The sequence below is a fragment of the Flavobacterium marginilacus genome, assembly GCF_026870155.1.
GTDB classification, from domain to species: Bacteria; Bacteroidota; Bacteroidia; order Flavobacteriales; family Flavobacteriaceae; genus Flavobacterium; species Flavobacterium marginilacus.
This window is the reverse complement of record NZ_CP113975.1, coordinates 5223250-5241155: the sequence shown is the minus strand read 5'-3', so window position 1 is coordinate 5241155 and position 17906 is coordinate 5223250. Positions and strand designations below refer to the sequence as shown.

Below are 17906 nucleotides of genomic sequence, written 5' to 3'. Positions count from 1 at the left end.
TATGAAAAAAATTTTACTAAGCGTTTTCTTTTTTTGCTGTTCTATTCATGTTTTCTATGCACAACAAGAAGACGGTGTTGTATCTTATGTTATTCCACCAGGAAACTCTTTAAAATTTAATTCGTTCATAATTAATCCGACTTTTAGTTTTGTAAGACAGCAGAGTACCTACATTACTTTGTTTAACAAAACCCAGTGGGCTGGATTTGAAAATGCGCCCAAAACGTATCTGCTTAATTATTCTGGACGTTTCAGTGAGAATCAAGGAGTTGGATTAGGAATTTTTCAGCAGTCTCAAGGAGTACTTAGCACTACAGGTCTTGTTGCCAATTTTGCACAAAATATACTTTTGCAGGAAGATAGTAATTTGACTTTTGGTATTAATTTGAGTGCTTATAAAAGCGGTTTAGACAAAGGAAAAGTTATCTCTAATTTTGCAGATCCTTCTTTAGATAATATTCCTTCCAATACTTTATTGACCATTAATCCGGGGATAAATTATGGTTCTACATTTTTTGATTTTGGAGTTTCATTTACCAATTTGGTTACTTATAATTTTAAGTCTGGTATTTTAAAAGACGATCCAAACAAAGGCGTTGAAGGACATGTGATGTATACCGGTTACCTTGATTCTTACGGTTTTTTTGACAAAAGTAAATTTTCGGCCTTAATCAAGACTGAAGTTAATAAAGAAAAAACAGTCTTTTCTGGTTCAGCTATGTTTACCATTCCAAGAGGAATTTGGGCTCAGGCAGGTTATAATTCTGTATTAGGAGCGACTGCTGGAGTTGGGCTTAATATTACCTCAAAAATAGCTCTTGAATATTCGTACGGTATGGGTCTAGGAGATATTTCACAATTAGGAGGTTCTCATATTATTGTCCTAGCTTATAAATTCAAGAATAAGAATTTTGATTATGGTGATGATGAAGAAGAAAGCGGTTTAATTGAACCAGCTCCTGTTCAAAAGAAGATTGCTGCTGCACCAACTACAAATACGAAAACAGCTGCTAATGCTAAAGCAGCTCAGCAGGCTAAAATCGCCGCAGCAAATAAAGCTAAATTAGATGCTGCTGCAAAAGCTAAGGCTGATGCAGCAACGCTGGCAAAAGCTAAATCTGATGCTCTGGCTCTGCAGCGTAAAGCTAAATTAGATGCAGATGCCAAAGCCAAAGCTGATGCGGCGGCATTGGCAGTTAAGAAACCAGAACTTACAGCTAAGGAAAAACTAGATGCTAATAATAAAGCGAAAGCAGATGCAGCGGTAAAAGCGGCAGCTGAAAACAAAGCCAAATTAGCTGCTGAAACTAAAGTAAAAGCCGATGCAGATGCAGCTGCAAAACTTGCAGCTGATAATAAAGCTAAAGCAGCAACCAAATTAGCTGCTGAAACTAAAGTAAAAGCGGATGCTGATGCAGCGGCAAAAGTGGCAGCAGAGAAAAAAGCGAAAGCCGATGCAGCTAAAATTGCTGCAGATGCAAAAGCGAAAGCTGATGCTGCAGTTAAGCTTGCTACAGAGAATAAAGCCAAAGAAGAGGCGGCTGCCAAATTAGCTGCTGATACTAAAATAAAAGCGGATGCTGATGTCGCAGCTGCTAAACTTGCCGCAGATAATAAAGCCAAAGCCGATGCTGCCGCTTCCAAATTAGCTGCAGAAGTAAAAGCGAAAGCTGATGCCGAAGCTGCTGCTAAACTTGCCGCAGATAATAAAGCCAAAGCCGATGCTGTCGCTGCCAAATTAGCTGCAGAAGTAAAAGCGAAAGCTGATGCCGAAGCTGCTGCTAAACTTGCCGCAGATAATAAAGCCAAAGCCGATGCTGTCGCTGCCAAATTAGCTGCAGAAGTAAAAGCGAAAGCTGATGCCGAAGCTGCTGCTAAACTTGCCGCAGATAATAAAGCCAAAGCCGATGCTGCCGCTGCCAAATTAGCTGCAGAAGTAAAAGCGAAAGCTGATGCCGAAGCTGTTGCTAAACTTGCCGCAGATAATAAAGCCAAAGCCGATGCTGTCGCTGCCAAATTAGCTGCAGAAGCAAAAGCGAAAGCTGATGCCGAAGCTGCTAAACTTGCTGCAGATAATAAAGCCAAAGCCGATGCAGAAACTGCCAAATTAGCTGCAGAAGCAAAAGCGAAAGCTGATGCCGAAGCTGCTAAACTTGCCGCAGATAATAAAGCCAAAGCCGACGCAGAAGCTTCCAAATTAGCTGCAGAAGCAAAAGCAAAAGCTGATGCCGAAGCTGCTGCTAAACTTGCCGCAGATAATAAAGCCAAAGCCGATGCTGCCGCTGCCAAATTAGCTGCAGAAGCAAAAGCGAAAGCCGATGCCGAAGCTGCTGCTAAACTTGCCGCAGATAATAAAGCCAAAGCCGACGCAGAAGCTTCCAAATTAGCTGCAGAAGCAAAAGCAAAAGCTGATGCCGAAGCTGCTGCTAAACTTGCCGCAGATAATAAAGCCAAAGCCGATGCTGTCGCTGCCAAATTAGCTGCAGAAGCAAAAGCGAAAGCCGATGCCGAAGCTGCTGCTAAACTTGCCGCAGATAATAAAGCCAAAGCCGATGCAGAAACTGCCAAATTAGCTGCAGAAGCAAAAGCAAAAGCTGATGCCGAAGCTGCTGCTAAACTTGCCGCAGATAATAAAGCCAAAGCCGAAGCTGCCGCTGCCAAATTAGCTGCAGAAGCAAAAGCAAAAGCTGATGCCGAAGCTGCTGCTAAACTTGCCGCAGATAATAAAGCCAAAGCCGATGCTGCCGCTGCCAAATTAGCTGCAGAAGCAAAAGCGAAAGCCGATGCCGAAGCTGCTGCTAAACTTGTCGCAGATAATAAAGCCAAAGCCGACGCAGAAGCTGCCAAATTAGCTGCAGAAGCAAAAGCGAAAGCTGATGCCGAAGCTGCTGCTAAACTTGCCGCAGATAATAAAGCCAAAGCCGATGCTGCCGCTGCCAAATTAGCTGCAGAAGTAAAAGCGAAAGCCGATGCCGATGCCGCCGCTGCTAAACTTGCTGCTGACGCCAAGGCTAAAGTGATTGCTGACGCCGCCGCCGCCAAATTAGCTGCAGAGAATAAAGCCAAAGCCGATGCTCAGGCTGAGCAGGAAAAAGCTGAAGCTGCTGCTGCTGCAAAACTTGCAGTTGAGGCATTAGCAAAAGCTAAGGCAGATGCTATGCCTAAAGATGAATATGGTAAATCAATGGATTATCTGGCAACTACTCTTGAAGATTCGAAAAGGAAACAGCAGCAATTGCTGAGCCGTTTGGACGCATCTGTAGTCAACAAAGAAAAAGCATTGAAGGATATGAGAGAGGAAAACGATTTAAGTGATAAAGGAATCGTTAAAACAGCTGTTGAGTTCAAAAGTACAGCTGGTGAAAATGCTGAGTTGGAATCCATTAAATCTCAAATTGCGGAATTGAATAAAGTGCGGGTTGATAATTTGGCTGAGTTCAATAGACTTTACAATGAAAGACTTAAAAAGACATCTAAAAATGATCTTATTAATCAAAATTATTTGAAGACTATCGAAAATTTAAAGGCCGAACAAGTTAAGGCGGAACAGTCTAATGCAGCTTTAATTTCCACATTAGAAAAAATTAAAGTGGAAACTGAAATTGAGAAAAAACGTAGAATCAAACGTGCGATTACTACAAATGATCAGGATCGTTTAGCTCAGGATATAGCTACTTTGAAACAGATAAAAGCGACTACTAAAGTAAGCAGTGTTCCGTTGAAAGCTGAAGATTTTGATTTTGGAGATAATCAGGCAAATATGCAGATTATTAAAAACAATAAAAATTTGGAAAGCGGTTATTATATGATATTAGCTGTACATGGAGATGTCGCAAAAAGAGATGCATTTGTCACCAAGACTGTTGCAGCTGGACAGTCAAATGTGAACTTCTTCTATGATGTAAATACCAGCAGATATTTTATATACACCGACAAGTTTGATAATATTCAAGAAGCAACGGAAGCATTGGGTGCAAAAGGTAATAAACCATACAATGGAAAAATGGTAATTGTTAAAATTGAAAAATAATTTTATCAAGATTTATTTGGGATAAAATAATTAACTTTTCTATTTGATTTTATTTTAAAATGTTTACTTTTATTTTTTTTAAGACAGTATTTGTAATATAAATCACAAAAAAACTGTTGTATTAAAAAGTAAAAAAAATTTAAATTTGCTTAAATTAATGATATTGCACCTGTTTTTTATTACAAAACAATGTAAAATCATAAAAATTTAGTTAAAAAACAACATTTAATTGAAATTTTCTAAGCATCATTTTTTATTCAACTGCCCTATTGAATTTGAATTGATGCTTAGAGATAAATTTACATAAACATGAAAAAACCTACTTTTTCTGAAATTGGTCATTGGTTGTTATCATTGATTAAAAATTTGTTTTATAGTAGTTCTTTTAGAAACTCTTCTAAAGATAATGACTTGTTTTATTTGAGGATTTTTACTCCTCTAGAGATCGCATTTTTAGCTCGAAAAAAAATCATAGTAGGTTTGATTTTTTTTATTTTTTTACAGACTTCAAATGTTTTTGCACAAAATCTTAAATCCTTTACTCCTCCCAGGTTTGATAAAAAATTAAAGGGAGATATGTTGCTTATTGGAAATAATATATTGAATAGAAACGAAAGAAGAGGAGAAAGACCTAATAATTCTTATAATGGAAGTGGTTATAATTCCGATTTCAGCATGGAGTATGTCAATGTTGATACTGACGGAGGAAAAAATTTTAGTTCAAGTACTGCAAAATTGACAATACCTAAACCTGATTGTTATAAAATAGTATACGCTGGTTTATATTGGGGTGCGGTTTTGCAACAAAATGACCGAAGCAATATTGAAAAGGTCAGACTTAAATTACCAAATGCAACTACTTATAATGAGATTACAGGCAGTATAGTTTATGATGCAAATACTACCCCTATCGGTGGAGATAATAATAAACCTTATGCATGTTATGCAGATATTACGAGTTTAATTACGAGTTTGACTAATGCTCAAGGAGATTATACAGTTGCGAATGTTATTTCAAGTACAGGCGGGAATGGTGGTACTGGTCTTTCTGCAGGTTGGTCGATTTTTGTAGTTTATGAAGATCCAACATTACCATCTAAATATATAACTACTTTCGATGGGTTTAGCGGTATTGGAGGTGCAACAACCTTAGATATTCCAATTTCGGGTTTTAAAACGATTCCTACTGGACCTGTAAAAGTTAAGTTTGCTTTTGCTGCTCTTGAAGGGGATCAACCAATTGCCGGTGATTATTTAAAGATTAATGGGACTTCAATTAATGCTGTTAATTCTGCGAATACTGAGATTCGTTCTGCAACAAATTTTTTTAACAGTAGTGTTACTTATATAAATCCTTCCACAGGAATAACCGAAAATTTTCTTGACAGAACACCCACAAGTACTAATACTTTAGGATATGATGCAGGTATTTTAAATATTAATAACCCTAGTAATGTTATTATAGCCAATAATGCAACTAATGCGACTATAACACTTGGAAGTACTCAAGATGTTTATTTTTATTATTTCAATGCTTTTGCAGTCGATATAATTGAACCAAAAATTGTATTAACTAAAGAAGTTTTTGATAATTCTTCTCCTCGTAAGAATGTCGGGAATCAGAATGTTACTTTAGGACAGCAATTAAATTATGTTATAGGTTTCCAAAATATTGGTAATGATCCTGCTCAAAATTTTACAATTAAGGATGTTCTCCCAATTAATATTAATTTTAATTATCCGACAGATATAGTTTCTTTACCGCCTGATATTGTTGTTGGCGGTATTACATATAAAGTAACTCATACTTATAATGCGGCTACTCGTACGATTATATTTACTGTACCAAAACAGTATGTTGAAATAAGTGACCCTCGTTATACAATAGAATTAAAAGTTAAAGTAGTTAATTCTTGTAATGAGTTGAGTGATGCTTGTTCAAATATTGTTAAAAACTCTGCTTATGCAACTTATACAGGAAAAGACAATCCATCTCAAATTACAGATGACCCTAGTTTATCTTCTTTCACAACCTGTAATATAGGATTGCCTGAAGCAACAAATTTTTTAGTCGGAGTAGATGCTTGTAAATTTACTAAGAGTGAAATTTTGTGTGGTAATAGTGTTGATATTAAAGCGGCCAGTGGGTATACTAGCTATAAGTGGTCAACTAGTCCATTTGATAATAATGGTGTTACAACTGGTACTATTTTGGGCAACAGCCAAACGCTTACAGTTACTAATCCAGGCAAATATTATGTATATGATACCGCTGCGGCCCCATGTTTGTCAATAACAGAGGAAGTAACTGTTTCTCGTTTTGGGACAATAGCAACCAATCCTGTAATTCCGTTTGCAGATGAAATTGTTACTTGTGTAAGCGGAGGTGCTGGAAAACAATTGCCAAATATATTTTTGTGCGGTGCCAATGCTACTAGAGCAATTAATACAAATATTTCAGATGGTTCAACAATTGTCTGGGAGAAATTAGACGAAACAAGCTGTACGGCAGTAACTGATAAGAATTGTGCTAACGAAAGCAGTACTTGTAAATGGGACTCAGTTGGAACAGGACCTAGTTATACTGCAAATGCTTCAGGTCAATTTAGATTAACTCTAAGTTATCCGGGAAATTGTTTCAACCGTTTTTATTTTAATGTTTATAAAAATGCATTGAATCCTACTGAAACGCATTCGGATATTATTTGTAATACCAAAGGGAACATTACAATAGGAGGTATTCCGCTCACGGATTATGAATATAGTATTAGCAGTGCTAATGGTACGACAGCTTCTATTCCTTACCAAAGCGGTAATAGCTTTACCATAAATACTGCAGGATTGTATACTGTTTTTATTAGACAAAAAGGAGTAACTTCAAATCCTTGTATTTTTGAGATAAAAAATATTCAAATCAGACAAAGGAATTTTACTGTAGATCAGTTTGTAAATAGTCCTTTATGTTATGGTGAGAAAGGAAGTATAAAGGTAGCTGCAAATGACGTAAGAGGACCCTATACCTATGAGATTTTTAAAAATGGAACTTCATTAAATAAAGTAACTACTGCAAATTCTGATTTTACTTTCACAGGTTTAGACTCAGGCGCATATTCATATACTGTTACAACGGCTGATGGCTGTACATATACTCAATATTATGTCGCAGTCGCAGAATCTGCTGGTGAGATGAAAGCTACTCCGTCTATAAAAATTCCTTTAACAGACTGTAACAATGGGGTTATTAAGATTGATGCGCAACAAGATAGAAATTACTCTAATACCTTTTCTTATTTTGTAAACGGTTCTGCAGCTTTTCAAACTTCAAATGAAATTCAAGTTACTTCTCCGGGTTTATATAAAATTCGAGTAGTAGGGCTAAATAACTGTGAAATAACAGTAACGCAACAAGTTGATTTATTGAAAAAGCCAACTTATACTGTTACGAATACGAATACAAATTGTTATGACGATAAAGCTAAAATCAGCATTGCTTTAAATGGCAGCAGTGCTGGTTATAAAGTAGAATATAGTATAGATAATGGAGCTACTTATGTTCAAGGAACTGCTACTGGTATTGAGTTCCTAAATTTATATGCTGGACAGTATAAGGTTCTGGTTCGTTTTAGTGTTACGTATCCAATATCAAATTATCCATATACTGAAACTGTTGTTTGCCCTCTTGATCCAGTTCAGACAATTAATATTAGTGGTCCGACTTCGGCTGTTACTGCTTCTGCTGGTGTTGGTGAATTGGCTGGTTGCGGTTCTTTAGTAGGTGGTCAGCCAACAGGACTTTTACGTATTACTAACGTAGAAGGAGGTACTGCTCCTTATCAGTATAGTTATGACGGAGGGAACACTTGGGAAAATGTAAGTCAGAAATATGTTATAGCCGGTACATATAATTTAGCAGTCAAAGATGCTTTAGGATGTGTATTTAAAATACCATATTCAGTAACTCTTGATCCAAAACCAGCCGATCCGGATATTCAAAATAATATTGACACTATCTATAATTGCGATGGCAGTGCTACAGCTACTGTAATTGTAAATAATCCGACTGTATCAGGAGGAACTACATATACTTATGAGTATTATTTGAAAACTGGAACAAACCCGCCGGTACCTAATTCACCGTTAAACAATAATGTTTTTACAAATGTACCTTCTGGTGATCATACCGTAATTGTAAAATATAATGTTCAGACAGTATCCAGTTACAGTAATCTGTTACAGGAGGATTTCGGTAAAGGGGATGATACAACATCGCCAGGAATAAATGGCGCTTATTGCTGGGAAAAGCAGGACGGTAACACAATCGCCTTTGCTGATTGCAGACGTACACCTGAAGATTGGAATCCTTGGTTATTGAACGATGGAGATTATGTTGTTACAAAAGCTTTACTGCCAGATCATGCTAATGATTTCAATTGGTATTTGCCAAAAGACCATACAGCTGTATTAAATAATACTCCAGCTATTACAGATGGAAGATTTTTAGCCGTTAATATTGGTAAAACTATTCCTCTTGGAGCTGTTTTATATCAAAAAACAATTAACGACATTATACCAAATCAAGAGATTAACGTGTCATTGTACATGACTAATTTATTGAAAATTACTAATGATCTGCCTTCACCTCAATTGAGAGTTCAATTGGTAAAAGGAACAACTGTAATTGCTTCTCAAGCTATGCCAAGTATCCCAAGAGATGAAATCTGGCATTCGAGTACAGATTTGGCTGGAGGGTCTATTTTGACATTAAATCCTGGTAATAATACTTCTTTAGAATTTCAAATTATTTCCAATAGTCAGGTTGTTGATGGAAATGATTTAGCTGTTGACGATATTCATGTATATCAAGTTCCAAAAGCATGCGGAAATGAAAGATCAGTTCCAGTTAAAGTTGATGGTGGTAAAGCGTTTAAAGCTTCGTTACCAACTTTTACTGATGCAATATGTTTTGGGCAGGCTAATGGAACAATCACTCTTGCTGCCGAAAATTTCAGTGCATCAGGATATCAATATTCAGTTGATGGAGCTGCTTTTCAGTCAACTGCTCTTTCTTCTTTAGTATTAACTGGATTTGGCGTTGGCACGCATACAATTGTTGTTCGTAATGATGCTACAGGTACTTGCCAGTATACTTTAAAACAAGATATTAAAGCACCAACTAGCGTAACAGTAACAGCATCTGTTACTAAAGCACCAACCTGTACTACAGGAGCAACAATAACTGCTGTAGCAGCAGGCGGAAACCCAGGATATGAATATGAACTGCGTGCTTCTAATGGAACTACTGTAATAACTGCTTTTAGCAGCAGTGCACAGTTCGCAAATGTTTCGGCAGGAAATTATACTGTATTTGCAAGGGATGTTAATTCTTGTGTCAGTCCTATTGGTGCTGTTGTAAGTTTTACAGCCCCTTCAGGTTTTACGGCTAGTCTGAACGCCTCATCGGATTTTTGTTATGATACCGTAAATCAGGCTTCATTAGTAGTTACTGTTTCAGGAGGGTTAAGTCCGTTTGCATATAGTTTAGACGGTGGTGCTTCTCAAGGAAGTAATACTTTTAATTCAGTAGGAGTTGGTACTCATACTATTGTAGTAACAGACAGTAATAATTGTACTTACACAATTAATAATATTAAGATTGAGCCACAATTAACTTTAACAGCACAGTTAGATCAAGATTTAACCTGTTTAGTAAATGCTTCTATTAGCGCTACCGTTACAGGTGGTTATGGCGGACCTTATACTTATACTGTTTCCCGTAATAGTGATACCCCTGTTTCTTTAACATTTCCATATACAGCCACACTTGCTGGAAACTATGTCTTTACTGTAAAAGACAGCAAAGACTGTCCAGCAGTGAGTAATACTATTACAGTTACTGCGAAAACAACGCCAACATTAACTGGTATTTCAACCGACATTACTTGTAATAATTTAAATGATGGTACTATTACAGTAACTGCGGCTAATGGTGCAACTGCTGCTTATACGTATGCAATTAAATTAAATAGTGCAGCAACTTATACTACTCAGGCTGCTAATCAATTTACAGGTTTAGCTGCAGGTACTTATAATATTAAGGTTATTGACAGCAAAGGATGTGAATCTGCAGTTAGTAATTTTACAATATTAAATCCAGCTGTTGTTGGTGGAACAATTAGTGCAACCGAATTGGGCTGCAGCAGTACAGGGACTATTGATGCTATAGTGACTGTTAATGGTTCTGGAGGTACAGCGCCTTATAAGTATAGTTTTAACGGAACTTCTAATTTTACTTCTGTAAATACTTTTTCTACTGGTACAGATCAAACAGTAACCGCTTATGTCCAAGATGCTAATGGATGTCAATTTGGTCCTTTATCAGTTGTGATTGCTCCTAAGTCTCTTATTACTGGTATTGATGTAATTTTTGATACAGGTTTAGAATGTCCAGCTTATGAAGCACATGTTAAATTTCAAGCAGTAGGCGGAACATCGCCTATCAATTACCAAATTGTTTCTGGTCCTGCTGGGTATAGTTCTGTAGTAGTTCAAAATGGCGAATTTACAAATCTTAAGCCGGGTGATTATGTTTTCAGAGCAACAGATAAAAATGGATGTAGTTTTGATTTAAATTATAAGATTAAAAGTGTGCCAGATATCGTGGCTGGAGGTTCAGTAATTACTCCAATCAAATGTTTTGGCGACACTGGGGCAATTGATTTTACAGTTAGTGGATTGAATAGCCATAACTATGATTATGCTGTCACCAATACTTTGGGTACAACGATTGACAGTAAGAATAATCAATCTGCAGCTACTATTAGTTTAAGTAATTTAGCAGCTAGTAATTATACTATTGAAGTTAAAGATAGGACTACGGGCTGTAAAGTAACTTATGCTGTTAATTTAACCCAGCCAGCTGCTTTATCAATTACAAGTGCTACACCAACGAAAGTAAACTGTAATAATGATAATTCACAGATTACAATTGCAGCAACAGGCGGAACTACTAATTATTCATATGCTTACGCTAAAAACCCATCAGCAGGTCCAACATCTGCTTATGATTCTAGTGCTGTTCAGACAGTAGATACTAATTCAGGAGCAGATTTAATTTGGGATGTTTATGTTAAAGACGCTAACGGCTGTCCTGCAAAACAGATAGTTACTATTGTTCCAGAAGACGGTCCAACGATTGATCCTCAGACACCTCCATGTTATACAGGAACGGCAGTCAGTGTTACTATTACCGGAACTTCTACAGGAGGAGCCACGTATAGTAAAGACGGAATTAATTTTCAGGCTAGCCCGACCTTCAGTTTAACACCGGATAATTACATCCTTACCATAAAAGACGGATTTGGATGTGTTAAGTCTATTCCTTATACAGTTGCACCGCAATTGACCCTTACTGCCTCCCCGGCAGCGGATACCGCCTGTACTCCAAATACGACTATTAATTTATCAGCCAACGGGGGTACTGGCGCTTATACGTATGCAGTTTCTTCAAATGGCGGAGTTAGTTATACTACAGGAATATCTAATCCATACATTACATCTGCAGCAGGAACCTATAGATTTAGAGTTACTGACTCAGCATCACCAGCGTGTCAGGCAGTTTCAGCAGATGTAATTGTAAATACAAAAGCAACTGTCTTAACCTTAAGCACTAATAAAGAAGATGTTAAATGTAAAGGAGATGCCACAGGAAGCATCACAATTACACCGACATCAGGCAAAGCGCCGTATACGTACAGCGTTACTAAAGGAGGTACAGCAGTTTCAGCCACAGCAGTGACTGCAGGACTTACGGCAGGGACTTATGATATCGTAATTACCGATGCACTGGGCTGTACATCAGCATCCACAGCAGTTGTTATAAACGAGCCAGCCGCCGCCTTATCGGCTTCAGCTGCAGCACCGGCTACAACCACCTGCAGCACGTCTGCTGTTGTAACAGTAAGCGCATCAGGGGGAACAGGAGCTTATACCTACAGTTTTAATGGAGGCGGCTTTACCTCAGTAAACACTTATACAGTAAATGACAACGGAACATCCGACCAGGTAATCGCTTACCAGGTAAAAGATGCTAACGACTGTACAACAGTATCCCAAAACATTACCGTTAAGAAATTAAACCCGCCTACAGGAATTACTTTCACAGGCCTTACTCCGATTACGTGTAATTCGACAACAACGGGCATTACCCTTACATCAGTTGGAGGAGCAGCTCCGATTGCTTACACGATAGTTTCAGGAACCACGGTCAATGCAACAGGCGCATCGAGCGGAATCTTTACAGGACTTCTTCCAGGGAACTATGTATTTGAAGTAAAAGATGCCAACGGCTGTACCAAGCAGGCATCAAAAACGATAGATCCGTCACCTGCAGTTGCAGTATCAGGAGTTAAAACAGATGAAAAATGTTTTGGCACAGCAGACGGTACGGCAGTATTTACAGTAACAGGCGCGAGCAGTACAGGAAACTACACTTATGTATTATCGCCATCAGTTGCTGCCTCACAGATAACAAAATCAGGAAATACAGTAACGGTAACAGGTCTGTCATCTAACAGCTATACCCTTACAGTTACCGATAGCACAACAGGCTGCAGTGCATCCTCAAATACAGTAACAGTAGGAGCAGCAACAGCTATAACCTTTAATGTTTCAGGAACAAAAACTAATTGCAGCACAACTGTTTCAACACTGTCCATTACAGCAATAACCGGCGGATCACCAGGCTATACTTATGCCTATGCTGCAAGCGGTTCAACAGTGCTAACAGCATATGGAACAGGCACTACAGTAGACACAGCAGTCTTGACCAGCAGTATTGATGTCTATGTAAAAGACGCCAACGGCTGTGAAGTTAAGCAGACTGTTAGTATCGGATCAGAGAACCTTCCTGTGATTAACACACCTGCCTCACAATGTTATACTGGAACAGCGGTTTCAGTTACCGTTAGCGGAACAGGGACAGGGACACTGAGCTACAGTAAAGACGGAATCACTTATCAGCCGAGCCCGACATTCAGCTTAACACCCGGCAGTTATACTTTATACGTAAAAGACGGATTTGGCTGTGTGGATTTCAAGCCTTATACAGTTGCACCGCAATTGACCCTTACTGCCTCCCCGGCAGCGGATACCGCCTGTACTCCAAATACGACTATTAATTTATCAGCCAACGGTGGTACTGGGGCTTATACGTATGCAGTTTCTTCAAATGGCGGCGTTAGTTATACTACAGGAATATCAAACCCATATGTAACAGCAGCAGCAGGAACCTATAGATTTAGAGTTACTGACTCAGCATCACCAGCGTGCCAGGCAGTTTCAGCAGATGTTATTGTCAGCACAAAAGCAACTGTTTTAACCTTAAGCACTACAAAAGAAGATGTTAAATGTAAAGGAGACGCTACAGGAAGCATCACAATTACACCGACATCAGGCAAAGCGCCGTATACTTACAGCGTTAGCAAAGGAGGGACAGCAGTTTCAGCCACAGCAGTGACTGCAGGACTTACGGCAGGGACTTATGATATCGTAATTACCGATGCACTGGGCTGTACATCAGCATCCACAGCAGTTGTTATAAACGAGCCATCCACAGCTTTATCGGCTTCAGCTGCAGCACCGGCTACAACCACCTGCAGCACGTCTGCTGTTGTAACAGTAAGCGCATCAGGGGGAACAGGAGCTTATACCTACAGTTTTAATGGAGGCGGCTTTACCTCAGTAAACACTTATACAGTAAATGACAACGGAACATCCGACCAGGTAATCGCTTACCAGGTAAAAGATGCTAACGGGTGTACAACAGTATCCCAAAACATTACCGTTAAGAAATTAAACCCGCCTACAGGAATTACTTTCACAGGCCTTACTCCGATTACGTGTAATTCGACAACAACGGGCATTACCCTTACATCAGTTGGAGGAGCAGCTCCGATTGCTTACACGATAGTTTCAGGAACCACGGTCAATGCAACAGGCGCATCGAGCGGAATCTTTACAGGACTTCTTCCAGGGAACTATGTATTTGAAGTAAAAGATGCCAACGGCTGTACCAAGCAGGCATCAAAAACGATAGATCCGTCACCTGCAGTTGCAGTATCAGGAGTTAAAACAGATGAAAAATGTTTTGGCACAGCAGACGGTACGGCAGTATTTACAGTAACAGGCGCGAGCAGTACAGGAAACTACACTTATGTATTATCGCCATCAGTTGCTGCCTCACAGATAACAAAATCAGGAAATACAGTAACGGTAACAGGTCTGTCATCTAACAGCTATATCCTTACAGTTACCGATAGCACAACAGGCTGCAGTGCATCCTCAAATACAGTAACAGTAGGAGCAGCAACAGCTATAACCTTTAATGTTTCAGGAACAAAAACTAATTGCAGCACAACTGTTTCAACACTGTCCATTACAGCAATAACCGGCGGATCACCAGGCTATACTTATGCCTATGCTGCAAGCGGTTCAACAGTGCTAACAGCATATGGAACAGGCACTACAGTAGACACAGCAGTCTTGACCAGCAGTATTGATGTCTATGTAAAAGACGCCAATGGCTGTGAAGTTAAGCAGACTGTTAGTATCGGATCAGAGAACCTTCCTGTGATTAACACACCTGCCTCACAATGTTATACTGGAACAGCGGTTTCAGTTACCGTTAGCGGAACAGGGACAGGGACACTGAGCTACAGTAAAGACGGAATCACTTATCAGCCGAGCCCGACATTCAGCTTAACACCCGGCAGTTATACTTTATACGTAAAAGACGGATTTGGCTGTGTGGATTTCAAGCCTTATACAGTTGCACCGCAATTGACCCTTACTGCCTCCCCGGCAGCGGATACCGCCTGTACTCCAAATACGACTATTAATTTATCAGCCAACGGGGGTACTGGCGCTTATACGTATGCAGTTTCCTCAAATGGCGGAGTTAGTTATACTACAGGAATATCTAATCCATACATTACATCTGCAGCAGGAACCTATAGATTTAGAGTTACTGACTCAGCATCACCAGCGTGTCAGGCAGTTTCAGCAGATGTAATTGTAAATACAAAAGCAACTGTCTTAACCTTAAGCACTAATAAAGAAGATGTTAAATGTAAAGGAGATGCCACAGGAAGCATCACAATTACACCGACATCAGGCAAAGCGCCGTATACGTACAGCGTTACTAAAGGAGGGACAGCAGTTTCAGCCACAGCAGTGACTGCAGGACTTACGGCAGGGACTTATGATATCGTAATTACCGATGCACTGGGCTGTACATCAGCATCCACAGCAGTTGTTATAAACGAGCCAGCCGCGCCTTATCGGCTTCAGCTGCAGCACCGGCTACAACCACCTGCAGCACGTCTGCTGTTGTAACAGTAAGCGCATCAGGGGGAACAGGAGCTTATACCTACAGTTTTAATGGAGGCGGCTTTACCTCAGTAAACACTTATACAGTAAATGACAACGGAACATCCGACCAGGTAATCGCTTACCAGGTAAAAGATGCTAACGACTGTACAACAGTATCCCAAAACATTACCGTTAAGAAATTAAACCCGCCTACAGGAATTACTTTCACAGGCCTTACTCCGATTACGTGTAATTCGACAACAACGGGTATTACCCTTACATCAGTTGGAGGAGCAGCTCCGATTGCTTACACGATAGTTTCAGGAACCACGGTCAATGCAACAGGCGCATCGAGCGGAATCTTTACAGGACTTCTTCCAGGGAACTATGTATTTGAAGTAAAAGATGCCAACGGCTGTACCAAGCAGGCATCAAAAACGATAGATCCGTCACCTGCAGTTGCAGTATCAGGAGTTAAAACAGATGAAAAATGTTTTGGCACAGCAGACGGTACGGCAGTATTTACAGTAACAGGCGCGAGCAGTACAGGAAACTACACTTATGTATTATCGCCATCAGTTGCTGCCTCACAGATAACAAAATCAGGAAATACAGTAACGGTAACAGGTCTGTCATCTAACAGCTATACCCTTACAGTTACCGATAGCACAACAGGCTGCAGTGCATCCTCAAATACAGTAACAGTAGGAGCAGCAACAGCTATAACCTTTAATGTTTCAGGAACAAAAACTAATTGCAGCACAACTGTTTCAACACTGTCCATTACAGCAATAACCGGCGGATCACCAGGCTATACTTATGCCTATGCTGCAAGCGGTTCAACAGTGCTAACAGCATATGGAACAGGCACTACAGTAGACACAGCAGTCTTGACCAGCAGTATTGATGTCTATGTAAAAGACGCCAACGGCTGTGAAGTTAAGCAGACTGTTAGTATCGGATCAGAGAACCTTCCTGTGATTAACACACCTGCCTCACAATGTTATACTGGAACAGCGGTTTCAGTTACCGTTAGCGGAACAGGGACAGGGACACTGAGCTACAGTAAAGACGGAATCACTTATCAGCCGAGCCCGACATTCAGCTTAACACCCGGCAGTTATACTTTATACGTAAAAGACGGATTTGGCTGTGTGGATTTCAAGCCTTATACAGTTGCACCGCAATTGACCCTTACTGCCTCCCCGGCAGCGGATACCGCCTGTACTCCAAATACGACTATTAATTTATCAGCCAACGGTGGTACTGGTGCTTATACGTATGCAGTTTCCTCAAATGGCGGAGTTAGTTATACTACAGGAATATCAAACCCATATGTAACATCTGCAGCAGGAACCTATAGATTTAGAGTTACTGACTCAGCATCACCAGCGTGCCAGGCAGTTTCAGCAGATGTAATTGTAAATACAAAAGCAACTGTCTTAACCTTAAGCACTAATAAAGAAGATGTTAAATGTAAAGGAGATGCCACAGGAAGCATCACAATTACACCGACATCAGGCAAAGCGCCGTATACGTACAGCGTTACTAAAGGAGGTACAGCAGTTTCAGCCACAGCAGTGACTGCAGGACTTACGGCAGGGACTTATGATATCGTAATTACCGATGCACTGGGCTGTACATCAGCATCCACAGCAGTTGTTATAAACGAGCCAGCACGCCTTATCGGCTTCAGCTGCAGCACCGGCTACAACCACCTGCAGCACGTCTGCTGTTGTAACAGTAAGCGCATCAGGGGGAACAGGAGCTTATACCTACAGTTTTAATGGAGGCGGCTTTACCTCAGTAAACACTTATACAGTAAATGACAACGGAACATCCGACCAGGTAATCGCTTACCAGGTAAAAGATGCTAACGGGTGTACAACAGTATCCCAAAACATTACCGTTAAGAAATTAAACCCGCCTACAGGAATTACTTTCACAGGCCTTACTCCGATTACGTGTAATTCGACAACAACGGGCATTACCCTTACATCAGTTGGAGGAGCAGCTCCGATTGCTTACACGATAGTTTCAGGAACCACGGTCAATGCAACAGGCGCATCGAGCGGAATCTTTACAGGACTTCTTCCAGGGAACTATGTATTTGAAGTAAAAGATGCCAACGGCTGTACCAAGCAGGCATCAAAAACGATAGATCCGTCACCTGCAGTTGCAGTATCAGGAGTTAAAACAGATGAAAAATGTTTTGGCACAGCAGACGGTACGGCAGTATTTACAGTAACAGGCGCGAGCAGTACAGGAAACTACACTTATGTATTATCGCCATCAGTTGCTGCCTCACAGATAACAAAATCAGGAAATACAGTAACGGTAACAGGTCTGTCATCTAACAGCTATACCCTTACAGTTACCGATAGCACAACAGGCTGCAGTGCATCCTCAAATACAGTAACAGTAGGAGCAGCAACAGCTATAACCTTTAATGTTTCAGGAACAAAAACTAATTGCAGCACAACTGTTTCAACACTGTCCATTACAGCAA

At 39.9% G+C, this 17906-nt stretch carries 5 protein-coding genes; 3 read left to right on the top strand and 2 right to left on the bottom strand.

From position 1 onward, the window contains the following. Position 1 precedes the first annotated feature (1 nt). Both OZP07_RS21780 and OZP07_RS21775 read left to right on the top strand, forming a co-directional pair. Positions 2 to 4030, top strand: coding sequence for a PorP/SprF family type IX secretion system membrane protein (locus OZP07_RS21780; RefSeq protein ID WP_281636762.1), 4029 nt, complete (start codon positions 2 to 4; stop codon positions 4028 to 4030). 309 nt (positions 4031 to 4339) lie between these two features. Then, positions 4340 to 15421, top strand: a complete 11082-nt coding sequence (locus OZP07_RS21775; protein ID WP_281636761.1) for a SprB repeat-containing protein — start codon at positions 4340 to 4342, stop codon at positions 15419 to 15421. Positions 15422 to 16040: 619 nt separating this feature from the next. Here OZP07_RS21775 and OZP07_RS21770 read toward each other — a convergent pair. Beyond that, complete coding sequence (locus OZP07_RS21770) at positions 16041 to 16181, bottom strand: hypothetical protein (RefSeq protein ID WP_281636759.1); 141 nt, start codon at positions 16179 to 16181, stop codon at positions 16041 to 16043. Positions 16182 to 16242: 61 nt separating this feature from the next. Between OZP07_RS21770 and OZP07_RS21765 the strand changes: the two genes are divergently transcribed. Continuing rightward, positions 16243 to 17184, top strand: a complete 942-nt coding sequence (locus tag OZP07_RS21765; RefSeq protein ID WP_281636760.1) for a SprB repeat-containing protein — start codon at positions 16243 to 16245, stop codon at positions 17182 to 17184. Between the two features lie 573 nt (positions 17185 to 17757). Here the strand turns inward: OZP07_RS21765 and OZP07_RS21760 are convergent. After that, the gene (locus OZP07_RS21760; RefSeq protein WP_281636759.1) at positions 17758 to 17898 is read right to left on the bottom strand and encodes a hypothetical protein; all 141 of its coding nucleotides are present in this window, start codon (positions 17896 to 17898) and stop codon (positions 17758 to 17760) included. Positions 17899 to 17906 lie beyond the last annotated feature (8 nt).

Bases quoted from the DNA above. Each gene is read 5' to 3' on its own strand.
- OZP07_RS21780 (WP_281636762.1), top strand. From the start codon at position 2: ATGAAAAAAATTTTACTAAGCGTTTTCTTTTTTTGCTGTTCTATTCAT.
- OZP07_RS21775 (WP_281636761.1), top strand. From the start codon at position 4,340: ATGAAAAAACCTACTTTTTCTGAAATTGGTCATTGGTTGTTATCATTG.
- OZP07_RS21770 (WP_281636759.1), bottom strand. From the start codon at position 16,181: ATGGACAGTGTTGAAACAGTTGTGCTGCAATTAGTTTTTGTTCCTGAA.
- OZP07_RS21760 (WP_281636759.1), bottom strand. From the start codon at position 17,898: ATGGACAGTGTTGAAACAGTTGTGCTGCAATTAGTTTTTGTTCCTGAA.